The organism is Orientia tsutsugamushi (genome assembly GCF_900327275.1).
In the GTDB taxonomy this organism is placed as follows: domain Bacteria; phylum Pseudomonadota; class Alphaproteobacteria; order Rickettsiales; family Rickettsiaceae; genus Orientia; species Orientia tsutsugamushi.
Genome location: NZ_LS398548.1, coordinates 2,041,982 through 2,060,940 on the forward strand (window position 1 = coordinate 2,041,982; position 18,959 = coordinate 2,060,940).

The 18,959-nt window shown below is 29.5% G+C and carries 14 protein-coding genes and 4 pseudogenes; 6 read left to right on the forward strand and 12 right to left on the reverse strand.

All coding sequences use genetic code 11. The features are described from left to right. The first annotated feature begins 165 nt into the window (after positions 1–165). Entirely contained in the window at positions 166–621 is a 456-nt protein-coding gene (locus DK405_RS10595; protein ID WP_045913063.1) for a conjugal transfer protein TraD, read from the forward strand. Between the two features lie 97 nt (positions 622–718). Continuing rightward, positions 719–1,285, forward strand: coding sequence for a hypothetical protein (locus DK405_RS10600; RefSeq protein WP_045913062.1), 567 nt, complete (start codon positions 719–721; stop codon positions 1,283–1,285). An 86-nt stretch (positions 1,286–1,371) separates the two neighbouring features. Here the strand turns inward: DK405_RS10600 and DK405_RS14650 are convergent. Both DK405_RS14650 and DK405_RS10610 read right to left on the reverse strand, forming a co-directional pair. After that, positions 1,372–1,461, reverse strand: a pseudogene (locus DK405_RS14650) (HD domain-containing protein); the annotation flags it as partial. An 87-nt stretch (positions 1,462–1,548) separates the two neighbouring features. Continuing rightward, positions 1,549–2,082: a hypothetical protein gene (locus DK405_RS10610; protein WP_045913061.1), complete on the reverse strand. Its 534-nt coding sequence runs from the start codon at positions 2,080–2,082 to the stop codon at positions 1,549–1,551. 183 nt (positions 2,083–2,265) lie between these two features. On the opposite strand from DK405_RS10610, the gene DK405_RS10615 reads away from it, so the two are divergent. Then, positions 2,266–3,089, forward strand: a protein-coding gene (locus tag DK405_RS10615; RefSeq protein ID WP_109510713.1) for an IS5 family transposase whose coding sequence is annotated in 2 segments (ribosomal slippage) — positions 2,266–2,653 and positions 2,653–3,089 — 825 coding nt in all. Because the reading frame shifts where the segments join, the coding sequence is not laid out codon by codon here. Positions 3,090–4,374: 1,285 nt separating this feature from the next. Here DK405_RS10615 and rpoD read toward each other — a convergent pair. From rpoD to DK405_RS10655, 5 genes and pseudogenes are all read right to left on the reverse strand, one after another. Further along, positions 4,375–6,219 carry an RNA polymerase sigma factor RpoD gene (gene rpoD, locus DK405_RS10635; RefSeq protein ID WP_045912886.1) on the reverse strand — a complete coding sequence of 615 codons (1,845 nt, stop codon included), beginning with the start codon at positions 6,217–6,219 and terminating at the stop codon, positions 4,375–4,377. Next, a complete protein-coding gene (dnaG, locus tag DK405_RS10640; RefSeq protein WP_045912885.1) occupies positions 6,203–7,978 on the reverse strand; it encodes a DNA primase in 1,776 nt (591 codons plus the stop codon). Before dnaG ends, rpoD begins: the two co-directional genes overlap by 17 nt. A gap of 399 nt (positions 7,979–8,377) precedes the next feature. Continuing rightward, positions 8,378–9,062 (reverse strand): annotated as a pseudogene (locus tag DK405_RS10645) (transposase family protein); the annotation flags it as partial. A 343-nt stretch (positions 9,063–9,405) separates the two neighbouring features. After that, positions 9,406–10,566: a DNA-processing protein DprA gene (dprA, locus tag DK405_RS10650; RefSeq protein WP_045913011.1), complete on the reverse strand. Its 1,161-nt coding sequence runs from the start codon at positions 10,564–10,566 to the stop codon at positions 9,406–9,408. 40 nt (positions 10,567–10,606) lie between these two features. Further along, entirely contained in the window at positions 10,607–11,209 is a 603-nt protein-coding gene (locus DK405_RS10655; RefSeq protein ID WP_045913012.1) for a peroxiredoxin, read from the reverse strand. Positions 11,210–11,534: 325 nt separating this feature from the next. Here DK405_RS10655 and DK405_RS10660 point away from each other — a divergent pair, with 325 nt between their 5' ends. Continuing rightward, on the forward strand, positions 11,535–12,503 hold the full coding sequence (locus DK405_RS10660) for an IS110-like element ISOt5 family transposase (protein ID WP_080946488.1): 969 nt from the start codon (positions 11,535–11,537) through the stop codon (positions 12,501–12,503). 194 nt (positions 12,504–12,697) lie between these two features. Here DK405_RS10660 and DK405_RS16295 read toward each other — a convergent pair. Together DK405_RS16295 and DK405_RS10665 are read right to left on the reverse strand one after the other, a co-directional pair. Beyond that, positions 12,698–12,940, reverse strand: a pseudogene (locus DK405_RS16295) (hypothetical protein); the annotation flags it as partial. An 80-nt stretch (positions 12,941–13,020) separates the two neighbouring features. Next, positions 13,021–13,116 (reverse strand): annotated as a pseudogene (locus tag DK405_RS10665) (IS5/IS1182 family transposase); the annotation flags it as partial. A 727-nt stretch (positions 13,117–13,843) separates the two neighbouring features. On the opposite strand from DK405_RS10665, the gene DK405_RS10675 reads away from it, so the two are divergent. Then, on the forward strand, positions 13,844–14,233 hold the full coding sequence (locus tag DK405_RS10675) for a hypothetical protein (RefSeq protein WP_045912900.1): 390 nt from the start codon (positions 13,844–13,846) through the stop codon (positions 14,231–14,233). A 1,511-nt stretch (positions 14,234–15,744) separates the two neighbouring features. Here DK405_RS10675 and DK405_RS10685 read toward each other — a convergent pair. Further along, positions 15,745–15,930, reverse strand: a complete 186-nt coding sequence (locus DK405_RS10685) for a hypothetical protein (RefSeq protein WP_045912901.1) — start codon at positions 15,928–15,930, stop codon at positions 15,745–15,747. Positions 15,931–16,393: 463 nt separating this feature from the next. Here DK405_RS10685 and DK405_RS10690 point away from each other — a divergent pair, with 463 nt between their 5' ends. Next, positions 16,394–16,852: a hypothetical protein gene (locus DK405_RS10690; RefSeq protein ID WP_045912902.1), complete on the forward strand. Its 459-nt coding sequence runs from the start codon at positions 16,394–16,396 to the stop codon at positions 16,850–16,852. Here DK405_RS10690 and DK405_RS10695 read toward each other — a convergent pair. Together DK405_RS10695 and DK405_RS14655 are read right to left on the reverse strand one after the other, a co-directional pair. Beyond that, the gene (locus DK405_RS10695) at positions 16,823–18,196 is read right to left on the reverse strand and encodes a replicative DNA helicase (protein ID WP_231967809.1); all 1,374 of its coding nucleotides are present in this window, start codon (positions 18,194–18,196) and stop codon (positions 16,823–16,825) included. The genes DK405_RS10690 and DK405_RS10695 overlap by 30 nt on opposite strands. Before the next feature lie 8 nt (positions 18,197–18,204). Continuing rightward, positions 18,205–18,945 (reverse strand): DnaA N-terminal domain-containing protein, encoded by a 741-nt coding sequence (locus tag DK405_RS14655; protein WP_231967532.1) that lies wholly within the window; start codon positions 18,943–18,945, stop codon positions 18,205–18,207. Positions 18,946–18,959: the final 14 nt, after the last annotated feature.

Below are 18,959 nucleotides of genomic sequence, written 5' to 3' on the forward strand. Positions count from 1 at the left end.
CCTACCCGCTTAAGCTTATTTTTCAATGAAGCTTCTAACCTTGAATTCACGTTTTTTTGACTATAATTATTTGATGTTGGTTTGGTAGGCGCGGTTTTTTTTCTTTACTGGGATTTTATTTTGATATATTCTTGCCTGATTTTTTTATCTTTCTGAATTACTAACATGGCAAATCTTATGCAGCAAAAAATTACTCTTCAACAAAAAAAGGCTAGGCTAATCATGGATGAGGTTAACCTTAAAATTAAAGAACGTAAAATGCGTACTCGACGTCTTATCGAAATGGGTGGATTAGTTGCTAAAGCTAAGCTTGATCACTTACCAACAAATACTTTATTTGGTGCAATTGTTTCACTAAAAGAAACTTTAACACAACATCCAAATGTTCAGGATCATTGGACTACAATAGGTAAAGATATTTTTGATAAAGAACAGCAAAATAAAGCTGCCGTGATTTTAAAATTTGCCTCTGAACCAGACGAAAACACTAAGCGCCACATTCGCCTTCATGGCTTAAAATGGAATAGCTTTCGTCAAGAATGGTGCGGTCATGTTAAGGACATTGAGGCCTTAAAGAATGGCCTTCTCAATGTTCAGTATAAACTAGAGCTTATATCTTAGTTTTTAAATTCTTATACAACAAACGCAGCTTGATAATTTAGCTAATGTAATTTATAAATCATGAGTGTAATACAATTTTCTTAATAATAGTGTGATTATGAAAATCAGTGATACTAGTGATTCTATCCAAATCTTACCTAACAGCAATAATTTAGCTGAGCTAACAAACTTAGTTCACAATTGTATATTTAACCATAAAGGTTATAATATTTTGTTCTTGCTTGGATGGGATAACAGCACATATCGAGGCATTCAAGATAAAATTGTGCAGCTTCGTAATACTGAAACAGAAGCAATTAGGCTTATACGTACTCAAGATGATCTCCCAATATGCTTAGAATATTATTGTATAGAGCAAGGCAAACGAAATGTATTATATACACAAGTAAATTTTGCTTTTAATACACTAAGATTGATACTAGAGAAGCATTATGATTTATCTATATGGTGCCAACGTTACAAATCTAACCTAACTATTGTATACAATACTCACAATGAAAATTTACAAAAACAATTAGATGACTTTTTTACTCAACAATGTATGAATCACAATGAAAGCAGCAAATGCATCCATCACAATGAAAGTAGCATTAGTGTTTTAGATATTGATCAATTTAGAGATTTTATAGGTGATATATTATTAATTGATGATCCAGAACGATAATATATCTATGCTAAGCAGCTATGCTTCATTCTGTAAAGCGAAATATATGTTAATGCTATGTTTGTTAGTTAGAAAAAGTTTGCATTCTAACTAGCATAAAGCTTATAGTATTTATTTAGCTCTATGGCAATTTCTGGTAATTTAAGATATTCAGCAAGAGGTATAAATTCTTGCTGAATACCTAAATCTGCCAGAGATTGAAAAACGCTTAAGCGAATATTGTAAACTAAATACTAGCTAGAATATAGTTTAACTAGTAAATATTATTCGGATGCACAACTTAATATGTCGCCTATACAATCTTTAAATTGATTAGGTGTATAAATATGAATATTATCTTCATAGTAAGCAATTCTGTTGTCGTTAGTAAATGTATCTAATTCTGATGGTCTATCTATCAAATCATTATATACAATAGCTAACTCTTTATCAGTTAATAATTTTTTGCTGCTATTTAGAATAGATTCATTATCATATTTTACTACTATAGGTATGAGATGGTTATGATTGAGCTCTTCTACTGCATATAATGTGTTATATGTTTTTTTAGAATATTCATAGTGCTCAACTACTGTATACCGTTTTATATCTGAAAAAATATAACTAATTGCCTCTTTTTCTCTGTTACAATCAGATTTAGCTTTTTTAATAATATCATTGTATTGGCTATTATCCCACCCAATCAAAAGTAAAGAATTATTACTTTCTTTTTTAAATATAAAATTAGTAGCTAACTGTACTATTTCTGTGGAAGTATGATTATTAGCTGAACACTGGTACAAATTGTTTCTATACATAATCACCCTATTGTTAAGTAAGTTTATATTATAAGTTTATAAATTATACTAGCTAATTAGCAATAACTTTTTTGTCGCTTAAATATTTTCAATTCAGAATATCAGTTCTAGATTATATTAGACTTCTTTCGAAACTAGAGAATGATGTAGAATGGTGTTATAAAAATCTAATTTGAAGTAATAATGAAATTAGATCAGATTAAAGAGTTAAAGGATGAAAAATTTCGTCGATTAACAGGAGTAAGGAAGAGGACATTTTCAAAGATGGTGGATATTTTGAGGAAAGCTGATGGTCTTAAGAAATCAAAAGGTGGACGTAAAAATAAGCTCAATTTGGAGGAACAGTTGCTGATGGTGTTAGAATACCTTAGAGAATACCGTACTTATTTCCATATAGGTCAGAACTATGGAATTAGTGAAAGTTCAGCATATAAAGCTGTAAAATGGGTAGAAGACACCCTAGTTAAACACGCAAACTTTGCTCTTCCAGGCCGTAAAGCTTTAATGAAGAGTGATATGAATTATGAAGTAGTCTTGATTGATGATACTGAGAGTCCTATAGAAAGACCTAAAAAAAACAAAAATTCTATTATTCAGGAAAGAAGAAAAGGCATACACTAAAAACTCAAATAGTGGTAGATAAGAAAACGCGCCAAGTAATATGTACAGATTTTTCTAACGGTAAAAAACATGACTTTAGATTATTTAAGAAATCCAAAATTCTTATCCGTCCTAAGGTAAAAGTGATTACTGATACAGGATATCAAGGCATACAAAAAATTCACAATAATTCTGAATTACCAAAGAAAAAAAGCAAGAAAAATCCTTTAACTAAAAATGATAAAAAGAATAATCATAGGTTAGCAGTAGCAAGAGTTGTGAATGAAAACATTATTGGTATGCTAAAACGCTTCAAAATTATTGCTGACAAATATCGAAATAGACGTAAAAGATTCTCTCTTAGATTTAATTTGATCTCTGGCATTTATAATTTTGAACTACCTTAACCAGTTTCGAAAGAGGCCTATTTTTGTTCTAAAACCCATGTTTTTCTTACTCTTCATCTACGGACTATCCATGAGATTTTCAGTTTAAGTCCTATTGTATCTGGATCGTGAATAATTAATAATTTTTCTCCCTCAGGAATGTTAATTTTATTTAATAACTGCTTTCTAAACTTTGATGATGATGATATTGAAGGCATAATTACACCACATAATATTAATGTTTGTTATTAAAATATTACGTTTAATTAAACAGATGATCTATATTATACTTTTTATTTGATAACAAATTTTTATACTAATTTGTTCATAATACATATAACTTAAAAATCACTTTTTAATCTCAGGCTGTATATATTTTTCGATCATTAGATTAACCTCTAGATTGAAAACTGGCTCCAAATTCCCTAAAATTTTTTTCAACCTATTTTCAACCTTTTGCTTTAATTTTTTTGTTATATTGACAAATATTGCAAATATATTTATAGTTAAAGTTGAAGATTGATTATAAATATTAATAAAAGTTAACACAAGTTAATAATAGGTTCTATAAAGTGTAGAAGTTAATAAAAATTAACATTTTTTCTTCTTTGTATTTGATATGTCTTTGTAGCTTTATTATTAGGTAATGTTTAATACAAGGCACATTACCTAACTTAACATTGTCTTTAATTATTGTCCTATTTTCAACTTCAATAAAACCTGTGTTTCTTAATTCTACTAAGCATTGCCTAACTCTTCTTTGACCAACATTTAGCTTATCCTCATAAAGCTGATAACTTTCCTGTGATTCATCTATATCTTTGTTGTAATAGATATGTAGTCTAAATACTATAAACGATAAAAGCTGTTTAGATGTTTTGCTTAATGCTTTTCCATTATCTCAAGTTAGCTTTCTCCATTCAGCTGGTATAAAATTTCCAATAAAACGATAAAATATTGTGTCATTATTGCTACTGTTATTTTTAATAATATTACAACTATTAGTTAAAAAAATCGAATACTACAGGACACATTTTTCATCTCCAAAAATACAGGTATAGTAGGTGTTTTAGAAAAAAACTTTTTTACAAATTACCCTAAAATTTTTATGCAAAAGGTCGAAAATAGGTTGAAAAATTTTTTATGCCAAACCTACTATATAAATCTTCATACTGATACTATCTGCCTTAGAGGACCAATGTTACATATTGTCTTTCTTACTTTCATTTACCACTTCTATAATTATGAGAGCAGCATAACATATTTCTTTTTTTATAGCTATTCCTGAACAAAAAAGTAGAATACATTAATCATTCTCGTTATTACTTAAAGTTTTATTTTTACTACTTAAAAAACTCTTTAATTTTTTTGATCTAACAGGGTGTTTAAGTTTTCTTAGAGCCTTAGCTTCAATTTGCCTAACTCTTTCTCTTGTTACTTTAAATTCGCCACCAACTTCTTCAAGTGTATAATCAGTAGGTAACCCAATGCCAAATCTTAGCCTTAATACTCTTTCTTCTCTAGCTGTAAGAGTTGATAGAGCGCGCGTAGTAGTCTCACGTAAACTAAATTTGATAGCTTCTTCTATTGGTAATACAGCGTTTTTATCCTCAATGAAGTCTGATAAGCAACTTCCATCTTCTTCACCGATAGGGTTTTCTAAACTAACTGGCTCTTTAGCAATTCTCATTACTTTTTTAACCTTGTCTATTGGCATTGACAACTTCTCAGCAATTTCAGAGGCAGTAGGTTCATAACCTAATTCGTTATGCATTTGCTTGCTAACTCTAACAATCTTGCTGATGGTATCAGCCATGTGAACTGGTATACGAATAGTTCGAGCTTGATCTGCAACAGCGCGGCTAATTGATTGCCTAACCCACCAAGTAGCACAAGTGGAAAATTTATATCCAAGAAGATAATTGTATTTATCTACAGCCTTCATAAGCCCGATGTTACCTTCCTGAATTAAGTCTAAAAATGGTAATCCGCGATTAACATATGGTTTAGCAACATGTACTACCAAACGTGTATTAGATTCAACCATTTTCTTTTTTGCAACTCTAACTTTCCGTTCACCATTTTGAATAGCTTGAATAATTTCTTTAAACCTTTTTAAAGGTAATAACATTGCTTGTTCAATTTCGCTGAAATAATCAATGGTAGACTTAATAAGGTCTTTTTCCTTGCTTAAAAATTTATTCCACTCATCTTGATGTAATAACTTTACTTTCTGTAACCAATTACTACCGCTATTATATTGAAATAAGAAATCATGGCGACTTATTTTATATTTTTCCGCAGCTTTAAGCAAATTAATTTCTTTACTAATTATATCTTTATTAACGCTATATAATTTGTTTAAAATATTTTTAATGGACTGCTTGTTAAAGTGAATATTACTAACTGCTGCAATTAGTTCTTTTGATAACTCAGTAAATTTTTTACTTTCCTGATAATTACAGCTAGATTTATGCAATTTAAAATCATGAGCTGCAACTTCAAAAAGCTGAGTTGCTAAGTCAGAAACAACTTGCATCTTATCAAGAATTTTAGGCAAAATTTCTGATTCTACCTTGGTTAAAGGTTCATTTTGCAATTCTTCACAATCACCATCAGAATCATAATCCTGTTGGTTATCATCTTCAGGCTGATCATAAATGTTACTTTCTAGCTCAATAAGATTCCTTACTAATATTCTACTATGAACTAAGTCTTCATACCACTGTATTAAGAGTTTCATAACATATGGAAGATGGCAAATGAAGTGTATCACTGTTTTTTTTCCTTCTTCCATTTGCTTAGCAAGTTCAATTTCTCCTTCTCTCGAAAGTAAAGTGGTATTGCTCATGTCTTTTAGATATGCTCTAACAATATCAGTAGAGTATATATTATCATCTAAATCTTCTTCAAATTCTCCTTCAGTAGCATTAGAAGCTAATGCTACTTCTTCTTCGATTTTATCAGGACATACACCCAATTTAGTATAATCAAAATCTTTATCTAAGTTAATGTCAGAATCCGAAATTTTAGATGATAATTTTTCTGACTCATCAACGAAATTGCTAGCTAACTCTTCTACATTTGTATTTTTTTTAGTTTTTTTATTGCAGATAATAATTTTATTATTTTTATTACGCAGACTTGCCATGTTCTTCTTGTTCTAAGTGTAAAGCTTCATTTAAAAGGTCAATTTCATGTTCAATTTTAAAAATTTCTTGCTGATACATACTTGCATTGTCAACACTATTTTGACAATCTATGGTTAAACTATTAACATATTCTTCTTTTATAAGTAGAACTTGATACTTTTTATAAAATAAACTCCATAATAACTTTGCGCCGTATTTTTTATTTATTGTTAGCGACATACGACACACTGTTTCAGGTAATTTAAGTATAGATTCAGTAATGTCAGTTTTTATCGAATCCAGTAGACTGAAGTTATTACCTGATATGCTATCTATCAACCATTTTCTAGCATTATATGCTTCTTTATTACAAAATTCAAGATTAACAAAATTTTCTGCAATTACATCATCTTTTAGCAACTCTGGAAAGTGTGCTATTAGTGATAATAACAGGTACTCTAGGTATTCTTTGCTAGTTGGAATGTTCAGATTTAATTTTTGTTTGTCAAAATATGAGTTATTGTTATTAAACCTATTTAATTGCCAATATTTTTGTTTAAAATATGTTTGATAGTTTTTTATTAATATCCAATCTTTGATTTCTTTAATATAATTATTAATTTTTTTCTCTAACTGAGCTTTAGATTCTGCTGTAGAAAATACTTTACCATTTGTTTCTAAACGCCATAAAGTTTCTGAAACTGCTAGCCTTGTATCTATAAGTTTTTGAAACTGCGTAATTCCATGCTGTTTTAATAGTTGATCTGGATCTAATCCATCTGGTAACATGATAAAACTCATACTTTGAGAACAACTAATATGTGGTAAAACTTTTATAACAGCCCTCTGCATAGCTCTGTTGCCAGCTTGATCTCCATCAAAGCATAAAATTATTTCATCGCAAATTTGCCATAATCTGTGTAAATGTTTTTCAGTTAGAGCTGTTCCTAAAGTCGCTACTGTTTCATAAATACCTTGAGATTGCAAAGCAATTAAGTCCATATATCCTTCTACAACTATTGCTCTATTTTTAGAGTAAATATGACTAGTTGCAATATCTTCACCATATAATGCTTCATTTTTCTTAAATACAGCAGTTTCTGGAGAGTTAAGGTATTTTGGTTGGCTATTATTATTTATAACTCGGCCTCCAAATCCTATTGTTTTATTGGCTGCATTGATAATGGGAAACATAATACGATCCCTAAAAACTTCATAGCTTTGCCCATTATCATTTTTGGCTATTAAGCCAGACTTTACGATGAATGCTAAAGGAATTCCTCTCATTTCTAAAAATTCTTGTAATAAGTTTTTACCTGGAGCATAACCTATTTTATATTTTTCGATTTGGAGATCAGATAAGCCTCTGTCATATAAATATGACCTAATATCATTAGAAAGAGAAGCAATGAAAAAATTCTGCGCAAGCTCAAGTGTATTATGAATTATATCTATTTCTTCATATAATTTTTCTTGCTCTTTTGAAAATACTGGTATATCAATACCATTTTCTTGAGCTAGCCTTAGCGCTGATTCTCTATAAGATAGACCAGAAGTATCTGCCACAAATTTTATTACATCACCATGAGCAGAGCAGCCAAAACAATGATAAAATTTCTTGCGGTCGTTAACAGTAAATGATGGTGTTTTCTCAGAATGAAATGGACAAATTCCTACATATTCTCCTCCTCTTTTAATAAGAGTAACTTTTTGCTTAACAATCGTAGAAACGTTGAGTATAGTTCTAATATTTTCATAAAAGAAATTAGTAGATCTCATTAGTATAACCAATTAAAGTGATTGTTGTTAACTTTGCATAACAAACTATCATATTTTCTATTGCCTTATAAAACAAGTGCAATTTTTTAGGTATTGTTGAATTAATAGTAACAAATCTGATATTAAAAGTTGCAATTAAGTTTAGTAATAAACTGTAATTATAGTATATCTTAACAGCAGTAAAATTTCAAAACCTAATCTTCAATTAGAGCATTGTAATAACTCGAGTTTGATATAGGAAATATGTTGGACTATATGAAGAATAAGCATGACAACTATTTTTATATAGAGTAAAACACTTGCTGTATTGCTTGCTAAACAAGGTTTAGAGCTAATCACAAAAATTAGATCTAAACTAGACCTCTTTCGAAACTGGTTAAGGTAGATCAAAATTAGACCTCTTTCTCCTGCTAACCTACGACTATTCTTTTTATCATTTTTAGTTAAAGGATTTTTCTTGCTTTTTTTTTGGTAATTCAGAATTATTGTGAATTTTTTGTATACCTTGATATCCTGTATCAGTAATCACTTTAACCTTAGGATTGATAAGAATTTTGGACTTCTTAAATAATCTAAAGTCATGTTTTTTACCGTTAGAAAAATCTGTACATATTACTTGGTGGGTTTTCTTGTCTGCCACTATTTGAGTTTTTAGTGTATACCTTTTCTTCTTTCCTGAATAATAGAATTTTTGTTTTTTTAGGTCTTTCTATAGGACTCTCAGTAGCATCAATCAAGACTACTAATTCATATTACTATTCATTAGAGCTTTACGACCTGGAAGAGCAAAGTTTGAGTGTTTAACTAGGGTGTCTTCTACCCCAATACATCTTTATATGCTGAACTTTCACTAATTCCATAGTTCTGGCTTATATGGAAATTAAGTAGGGTATTCTCTAAGGTATTCTAAGACCATCAGCAACTGTTCCTCCAAATTGAGCTTATTTTTACACTCACCTTTTGATTTCTTAAGACCGTCAGCTTTCCTTAAAATATCCAACATCTTTGAGAATGTTTACTTCCTTACTTATGTTAATCAACGAAATTTTTCATCCTTTAACTCTTTAATCTGATCACATTTCATTATTACCTCAAATCAGATCTTTATAACACTATTCTACATCATTCTCTAGTTTCGAAAGAAGTTTAATGAAAGAAACAGTACTATGAAATCTCTACTTCTTATTCTTAACAAAAGGCATATTATAGAAACCATTAATTGTCAGTTGAAATATCTTTTCCATATTGATCACACTCGCTGTTGGGTTATTCCTTTTTTATTTAAATTTTTCTTTTTAACTCAACATTCTTTCTTTGTATACCCTTTTTATATACCTTTCATTATCATATTCTAGCGTTGTTAAACTACATATATAGATATAGGCAAAAAATATAACACTTATTTTTATTAGGTTTTGCAATATTTCTTATATCAAACTCTGATTGTATAAAATAACAATTTTGTTACCTAAACAACGAGCAACTATGCCAGCTAATTCAAGTTCTAAGATGATGACATTAACTATATTCATTGGTAATTTAGTTTGGTTAACAATAACTTCTATGTCTAGTGGTACTGAAGATAATATATTTTTTACAATTGTTCGTTGATCATCAGTGATAGTAGTAGACTGATAGCTGCCATGGTCTTTATATTGTGTAAAATTTTCTTGATCGTAACAATTATTACTAGTATCAAGATTATATGTTGGAAGTTGTTCAATGATATCCTCAACTTGTTCTACTAAATAAGCTCCATTTTTAATCAACTGATTAGTGCCTTGATATCTTGGATCATATGGAAAACCTGGAACTGCAAATAGTTCTCTATTATATTCAAGTGTTAAACGAGCAGTGATAAGTGATCCAGATTTTAAATTTGCTTCTACAACTAAGGTTCCATATGATATTCCAGCAATAATTCTGTTACGTTGAGGAAAATGTTTACTGATAGGAGGGCAATAAATTGGCAACTCAGCTAAAATAAGTCCTTCATTAGCAATTTTATGATATAAATTAATATTTTCTTGAGGGTAAATATGATCAACTCCACCAGCTATTACAGCAATAGTACTAGGTAATGCTGATTGATGTGCTGCAGTATCTATTCCTCTAGCTAAGCCAGATACTATAACCATTTTGTTATCAACTAATTTTTTAACAATGTTTTTAGTAAAAGTTACTCCATTTAAAGAAGCGTTTCTAGATCCAACTACAGCAAGAATTTTATGATTGAGTAACTTAATATCTCCTTTATAGGTAATGACTGGAGGAGGATCTGGAATATGTAATAATAGTTTTGAGTATTCAGAATGATGATGAGTAAGAAGAAAAGCATTGAATTTTCTCAACGCTTCTATTTCTTGTAATGCTTCTGAGTTAGTGTAGATTTTTATTGGCTTTCGCTTTCCTCCTTTAAGAGAAAAATCTTCAACATTCTGTAAAGCTATTTTAGCGCTACCAAATAATCTAATTAGCTCAAAAAAAGTTTTAGGACCAACATTCTCACTTCTAGCTAAACGCAGGGTATAAATTGTTTCATCATCATACTCAGTAGAACTATTATCACTAACTGGCACTTTTAGCATACAGTCTGTAGCAATTTATAAACTGCAAAGGAACTTAAAATTACAACTTCTCAGCATTTGATGTTAGGTAGTGACATACACCATCTGATGTTGCTTCCATTCCTTCAGTTCCTGGAGTCCAACCAGCTGGGCATACATCACCGTACTTTTTATGAAAATCTATTGCATCAATTATTCTTAAACTTTCTTCAACATTTCGTCCTATACTTAAATCATTAATAGTAACATGGCGTAGTACAAACTCTTGATCAATAATAAATGTTGCTCGAACAGCTACTCCATCCTGGTTGAGCACATTATACGTCTTGGAAATATCTTTATTTATGTCTGACACTAATGGAAATTGTATGTCACCTATTCCTCCCTTATTATAAGGAGTAAGTTTCCAAGCCTTATGGCAAAAATGTGAGTCTACACTAATTCCAATCACTTCGGTATTTCTTTTTAAGAACTCACCATATCTATTATTAAAAGCAATAATTTCCGTTGGACAAACAAAAGTAAAGTTTAAAGGATAAAAAAATAAAACTGCCTTTCTACCGTTCAGTTCATGTTTTAAGTTAAATTTTTCATTAATATTGTTCTTTGGCAAAACTGCTGGAGCTGTAAAATCACAAGCTGACTTACCTACAAAAATTTCCATAGCTACTACTCTCTAACTAAATAAATTATTTGAATAAATTATACTAATAAAATATATCCATGTACCCATAATATTCTAAATTAAAAATACTGCAACTAGAATCTAACAGCAATATACCTTGTATGATAAAAATAAGTGAAATTGCAATAAAATAAAAGATTATAGCAATAGCACAAAAGAAAGCTAGTATACAGTAGCGTTCCTAAGGCTAATAGCCTGTTCTATAGATAAGTAACTAGCTTTTTTAATTAAAAACCGGACGGTATTCTTAGGCAAAAAGCCTGTATTTACAAGGTTGGTTTTGAGATATTTAACATAAAATTTGGTGATTATGAATAGTATAATTGTAGGAATTGATATTTCTAAAGAGACATTTGATGCAGCTGTGTTAATTAATAATAAAGTGCAAACAAGAAAATTTAATAATAGTTCTGAAGGGTTTAACAAATTAGTAACATGGTTAAAAAGCAGAGGAACTGGACATATTTGTATGGAAGCAACAGGTATCTACTGGAAAAATTTAGCTAAATATCTGTACGATTATGGTTATAAAGTAAGCGTAGTAAATCCTGCCCGTATTAAAGGTTTTGCAATGAGTAAACTTAGTCGTACAAAAACAGATAAAGCAGACAGTGTATTAATAGCAGATTTTTGCAAAGCAATGAAACCGGAAGCATGGTATCCACAGCCTCTTTATATTCAAGAACTACAGCAGCTAGTTAATCGCCTGAATGTTTTAATTAAGCATAAAACACAAGAAACAAATAGATTAGAAGGAGCTTCTAAAGCAATTGCTAATAATATTCAAATGCATATTGAATTTCTTGAAACACAAATTAAAGAAATTGAACAACTAATCAATGACCATATTAAAAATAACACAGATCTTCACAATAAGGCTATGTTACTTGAGTCAATACCAGGCATAGGAGCAAAAACACAGGCTGTAGTTCTTGCTTTTTTAGCAGATATTGAGAAATTTAGTTCTGCTAAACAAGTTGTAGCTTTTGTAGGTCTTAATCCTAAGCATCGTCAATCTGGCAGTTCCGTGCGGGGTGCTAGTAGAATCTCTAGAACTGGTAATTCAGATCTACGTAAGTCTTTTTATATGCCTGCTATGTCTGCCTTAAGACATAATTGTATTATCAAGCAATTTTCTCAACGTTTGTCTGATACTGGCAAACCCAAAATGCTTATCCTTATTGCCGCTATGCGTAAGTTATTACATATCATTTATGGTGTTTTAAAGCATAATTCTCCTTTTAATCCTAATGTTTTAATCAATCAGAAATAATAATCTTATAAAAACTTACATCTTTTTTATAAAATTATTATTTCTTTTCTTGATTCTTATCACGGTATCTATTAAATTTGTCCAAGAAAAAAGAAATTGTAATAAGCTAAACTTAAGATATTAGTAAAAAAGTGATAAATTATTTTAAGATACCTAAACATGCGCCACTTACCATATAAGCAATATAGCATAAGTCAAAAAATATTTACATTAGAAAGGATATTAGTTTGAAAACGCAAAAATAGAATAAAATTGGAAGGCAAAGAATAGAAGATAAAATTGGAATTAAGTTTAGAGATAGAATAACTTGAAGAAGAAGCAATTATATTAACTAAGAAATTAATAGGAGCACGGTGTTTAGTATGCTCTAAATGTAGATGGTTTTTTTAATACACTAATACAGATTCAATTAAGGAAGGTCTATTTAATAAACCAGAGTTTGATATTTCGATATAAGGAGATAGATTAGAGTATATTTGGAATAAGGATTACAATAATAGATCTCTTTCGAAACTGGTTAAGGCAGTTCAAAATTATAAATGCCAGAGATCAAATTAAATCTAAGACCGAATCTTTTACGTCTATTTCGATATTTATCAGCAATAATTTTGAACTACCTTAACCAGTTTCGAAAGAGGTCTAATAAATTAACAGAAGTATATGATAAAAGTAATATAAACAAAGAGAATTGTAAAAAAGATGTGAGGGAGTATAAAGATCTCAAGAAAAAAGGAGAACTGAATATGATCACTCTAGTAGAGAGTTTCTGCATAGTATATGATTTTTGCAAGTATTTTGAAGAAGGAATAAAAAAATATAACCACATACATAAATATGAAAAGCGCTGTAGTACTTATTTAGCCTGTAATACAGCATGTTTTTTGCGCATCGAACTTGGATTATGCATAGCAAAAATACTACTTTTCAAACAGTACTTTGTGACACTTGGCATACTATAGTCATTTACAATGAAGTTTGCGTATAAAATATCATATTGGTAAATCTTATGATGCTATTGTCGCTTTTTCTATATGCAAACTTCACTGTAAATGACTATATACACCAAATTATACAATATTATTGACTTCTTAGGCAAATATTATTATGCCTATAATTAAAGCTAATAAAAACGTTATGCTCAGTACTTTATATGTATTATGTCACCATGTATTTCATATATACTTCATAATTTATGTCTAATTTATTTTTTTTTATAACTTCGAGCTTAGAAAATCAGTTTCAAAATAAGTATAATAAGTTACTCAGTAACAATTCAAGCTATACAGTAATTAGTTTATTTGCTATACTTATAAAGTTTTAACGTTTCAGGATAAATAACAATGCATAAGTTTTTAACTGGATTAATATCTGCTAGTAGTTTATTAACTTTATCAGTATCATCTCTAGCAAGCACTATACCACAAAGTAAGACTGATGACTCTAATCCTCAAACAACAGTTCATGAGCAAAATGATACCATTAATTTGGCCAATCAAACAATAGAAGAATATAAAATATATATTCGCACTGTACCAGAAAGTGTTCGTACTGAAATTAGTGATTATCGTATCAAACTACATAAAATTAACCAAGAAAAGCAGAATCTTTATAATAAACTTTCATTTGAAGCTCAAGATTATCTAAAACAAGTACAAGTATTTAAGAAAAAGCTAAAAAACATTATTAATGATGATAGTAAACAGAAGCTAAATAATGAATCAGAATATTAGACATTGTTGTGCGATGTGAGTTATTTATATAATTGTTTAACGTGCGTTGGCTCAAAGAAAGGCTATAGAGATGTAGCAGGATAGCATTTAGACCTAAGTTACAGCTCCTCTATTAAGGCGTAGGATTAGCAATGATTTTGTAGTAAGCGTTATAGAAGGCTAATATAGTACTGATATGGATTGGAAATAGTGGCAAGGTAAAGTTAAAATTGGTTAAACAAAAGTGAATCTTCATATGGAAAATATGGTAACTCCAGAAGCGATACTCTAGATAAATTCTGTTATGAGATAAAGCTGAAAAATTTAGCTGTAAGAATGAATTTCTCACCTTCTTTAAAAAATGCCGGTTTCAAAGTATATAGATAGAAGGTAATCAACTTAACATATCTCTGATAAGTAAAACATTGTAATCCTATTATTTGTGATAGTAAGTAAGATAGGCCTTAGAAAGCTAATGATACTGAGTCGAAAGACTACATGAATTAATAACTGGGTGTATAAGCATTTATATGATATGGTAACAAAGAAATGTTACCATATCTCCATCACATAAGGTCTAGTCAAGTAAGGGCGTGATAGTTTTTAGTTATCTCGATTTCGATTACACACTATATCAAACGTAATATACAGATATCAAGTACTACGCCTTTCCGATAACTTCATATCATTGTCTATAGCCTATCGTAAGTTATTGCTTTCAAAGATCTATAATATTGAATTTGGTAATCATTATTATAATTACATCTTCTCATATAATTCTCTTTTACTTCAACTTTTCCAGCTGAAACCTTTCAATTACTTTTTTAGCTTTAGCTTTGCTATATATAGCTAAACCAGTATAAAACAGTTATGTTATATACTTTTGGAATAGAGTTAAGTTACAGTAGTATTTTATTCTTCTTGATTTAGCTTGAAAACATTTTTTTAATAAGATTTAAATCATGCAAATAAGGATGTAAATACTCTAAGTATATATCCATCTTTTTCTATCATAGTTTCTAAATAAGGATGTTTATGAAAACTTGCATTGTTTATTACAACTACAGAATTATTAGGTAATTTCAGAATTAAATCCTGTTCTATCCAACAGTTAAAAATATCAGTATTACCATTACAGTCAAAAATTGATACTGTTAAGCAGAGATTTATCTACTAATCCTCCTATAACATTAGTTCTCTTTGACTGATGCCAATTATATAGATAAACTACTATAAAACAGTTGTGTTATATTGAAAAAATGGTTTCAAGCAAAATCAAGAAGAATAAAATATCACTGTGACGTAAACGCGCTTTTTGAAAAATATATAATATGGCTGTTTTATAGTAGTTTAGATACAAATGACGTAACATCTCATGTCTTTTGCTTGCATATCCATGAGTTCTAGGAGGCTATAAAAAAAACTATCGCATCGTAAAAACAATAACTTTCCCGTTGTCTTTGCACATTTTATCTTATCATGAAATTTTAATCTCTCTTCTTTTTTAGCCTTAGGATATTTTAAAGCTTTTTTTATATGTAATATTTAATTTCTTGAATATTCTTTGTATAATGCTTACTTACTCCTAGTCGTTCAGCTCTTTCATATTGATATGCAGCACTATATTGACTCACATCTTCTTTTAGTTTATCAATGGAGACTTTTATTGGAGCTCTGTTTCTATATTTTTTAACTGTAATATTTTTTACTCTATGCAAATACTGTACTCCTTCCTATTTCAAAACGTTTTAATACTGATTCAAAACTAATTTTCTCTCTCTTTCCTTTATGTCTAGTACTTTGCTCCAAAGCTCTATAGAATATGCCATACTAATTACTTTTTTATTACGTCTTATTATTATAATTGTTTTATAGTAGTTTGGCTATATTTTTCTTCTCAAGTCTTGTAATTCTATAGACATTTTTTTATCATTCATCATTATTACTTCACTTGTTATTGAAATAATGTTATTAGTATGGCGCCTTTGCTCAACATACATTTACTCTAAAACATTATCTATAGGTAACATTAGTCTTCTAAGGCAGATAGTATAAGTATGAAAATTTATATAAGTTTGGCATAAAAATTATTTTCAACCTTTTGCATAAAAATTTGATGGTAATTTGTAAAAAAATTATTTTCTAAAACACCTACTATAGCTGTATTTTTGGAGGTGAAAAATGCGTCCTGTAGTATTCGATTTTTTAACTAATAGTTGTAATATTGTTAGTGACAATAATAACACAATATTTTATAACTTTATTGGAAATATCATTCCGCCAGAATGGAGAAAGCTAACTGGAGATAATGGAAAAGCATTAAGCAAGACATCTAAACAGCTTTTATCATTTATAGTATTTAGACTATATATCTATTATAACAAAGATATAGATGAATTACAGGAAAGTTATCAGCTTTATGAGGATAAGCTAAATGTTGGTCAGAGAAGAGTTAGGCAATGCTTAGCAGAATTAAGAAATGCAGGTTTTATTGAAGTTGAAAATAGGACAATAATTAAAGACAATGTGAAGTTACGTAATGTCCCTTGCATAAAAATTCTGAAAAATTTTCAGCACTATAGTAAAAAAGGAAAAGAAGAAAATATAGCCTTACCAGAAAAAAATTTCGTCCCAACATGAAAGAAATTTCAGGTCAACCTGAAACTTTTTTTCAGGGACATATAGATATATAAAAATATCTAAAAGATCTTGTTCTGATCTAGACAAGTAATATTCGTCCCGATATATAAGCATTACAATATCTGCATCTTGTTCAATGGAGCCTGATTCTCGTAGATCTGAAAGAATAGGCTTTTTATCTGACCTTTGTTCTACAGCTCTAGACAATTGAGATAACGCAATGATTGAAATATTGAGCTCTTTAGCAAGAGCTTTTAAGCTCTGAGTAATTTCAGAAATCTCCTGTACTCGATTATACTGACTTCCTCTGTTATCAATTTTTATTAGCTGTAAATAATCAACAAATAATATTGCTAAATTATGTGTACGTTTAAGTCTACGAGCTCGAGATCTAATTGCAGATATCGAGATTGCTGGAGCATCATCTATAAAAAAATTCCACTTTTGTATTTCGTCTTGTACAGTCTTTAACTTATCAATATCTTGTTCACCTATTTTACCGTTAAATAATGCAGAGCTATTAATTTCTGATTCTATAGAAAGAATTCGAGTAGAGATTTGCTGAGATGACATTTCTAAAGAAAAGAATCCAACTGATGGTTTTATATTAGAAACTTTGCTATTTTGTTGAGTAGATGATGATAAAAAATATTTACAAGCATTTACAGCTAAGTTAACTCCTAAAGCAGTTTTACCCATTGATGGCCTGCCAGCTAATATTATTAGATCAGAATTTTTAAATCCTCCAAGCTTTGAATCAAGGTCAAGTATTCCACTACTGATACCATTAATAGAGTTTTTATTTTTAATAGCAGCTGAAATTGATGTCCATGATTCTTCAATTGAAGTTTGCAATTTTGTAAATCCTTTACTTAAAGTTCCTCTTGAACCTAGATCATATAATTGAGATTCAGCAGTTTCGATCTGAGTTATAGCTAAATCTGCTAAAGTAGAAGAATATGCATTTGTAACTATTTTTTCACCAATTTCAATTAAATAACGCTGCAGCGCAAGGTCATATACTATTTTGCCGTACTCATTAACATTAACTATACTTAATGCTAAAGTTGTAAGTTTAGCTAGATAATCTACTCCACCTATTTCCTCAAATGCGAGTTCATTGCCTAGCATATTTTTGAGCGAAATTACAGTAGCGCTAATTCCTTTACTAATAATGAGATTAATTGACTTATATATTTTACCATGTAATGGTTCATAAAAATGTTCCGGCAGTAAAAATTCGTTAATGTTATATAGCGCACGATTGTTAATCAGAATTGCTCCAAGTATCATTTGCTCTGCCTGAATATTACTTGTAGCAATCTTTGCAAGATCTTTTTCCATATCACCCTTTAAATTTTATTAAAATTACTAAACTTAACTAACTCAAAAGAAAACCCTTGAGCTTTAAAAGCGTGCGCAAGATTTTCCATATGGTTGCTTGTGATGTAACTATCAGCAAATTCTGTTTTAGCTTTAATGAATATTTTTTTACTAACATTATCTTCATTTATAATGTTCAATTCGCTAAAGTATTTTTTATCAATAGTTTGACCATAACTTTTAATCAAAGATTCTCGTACTTTGTACCAAGTTGAGTTAGAACCCAATTGTTTACTCAGATTCAAGAGATACTCTTCTTCATTGATTTGTTTCTGTGAAACAGTTTTGAGTTGCTCAAATGGTTTAACTTGCAATTCTTGAATTTCGTATCCATATACATCTTGTACAGCTTGTAATATCTTTGATCTATCACATTCTGTTAGTGTGATATTTTTAAGCAACTTAACAAAAAACCTAGTTCGAACCGCTGGCCCAAAACTACAAGAAGTCAAAATTTGATAAGCCATAGCTGCTTCAAAAGAACCAGCAATTTTATGCTTCAACTGACTTTCCTTACTAAGATTTGCGCTTGTTTCAATTTGAGTAAGATATTTTTCCTTATTAAATTCGTTATCAAATTTACAGTTGTCTCTATTTGCCTGATCAGTAGTTCGTAATTCATTCGCTAACACTTTTGCTATATAGTTTAGAACTGATGCTTTACAGCCAAAATGATAATTCGAATATCGACCTGCTAGCTTTAATAGCAATTTGTTGATAAAGT

Coding starts and splice junctions, on each gene's coding strand:
- DK405_RS10595 (WP_045913063.1), top strand. CDS start 166: ATGGCAAATCTTATGCAGCAAAAAATTACTCTTCAACAAAAAAAGGCT.
- DK405_RS10600 (WP_045913062.1), top strand. CDS start 719: ATGAAAATCAGTGATACTAGTGATTCTATCCAAATCTTACCTAACAGC.
- DK405_RS10610 (WP_045913061.1), bottom strand. CDS start 2,082: ATGTATAGAAACAATTTGTACCAGTGTTCAGCTAATAATCATACTTCC.
- rpoD (WP_045912886.1), bottom strand. CDS start 6,219: ATGGCAAGTCTGCGTAATAAAAATAATAAAATTATTATCTGCAATAAA.
- dnaG (WP_045912885.1), bottom strand. CDS start 7,978: ATGAGATCTACTAATTTCTTTTATGAAAATATTAGAACTATACTCAAC.
- dprA (WP_045913011.1), bottom strand. CDS start 10,566: ATGCTAAAAGTGCCAGTTAGTGATAATAGTTCTACTGAGTATGATGAT.
- DK405_RS10655 (WP_045913012.1), bottom strand. CDS start 11,209: ATGGAAATTTTTGTAGGTAAGTCAGCTTGTGATTTTACAGCTCCAGCA.
- DK405_RS10675 (WP_045912900.1), top strand. CDS start 13,844: ATGCATAAGTTTTTAACTGGATTAATATCTGCTAGTAGTTTATTAACT.
- DK405_RS10690 (WP_045912902.1), top strand. CDS start 16,394: ATGCGTCCTGTAGTATTCGATTTTTTAACTAATAGTTGTAATATTGTT.
- DK405_RS10695 (WP_231967809.1), bottom strand. CDS start 18,196: ATGGAAAAAGATCTTGCAAAGATTGCTACAAGTAATATTCAGGCAGAG.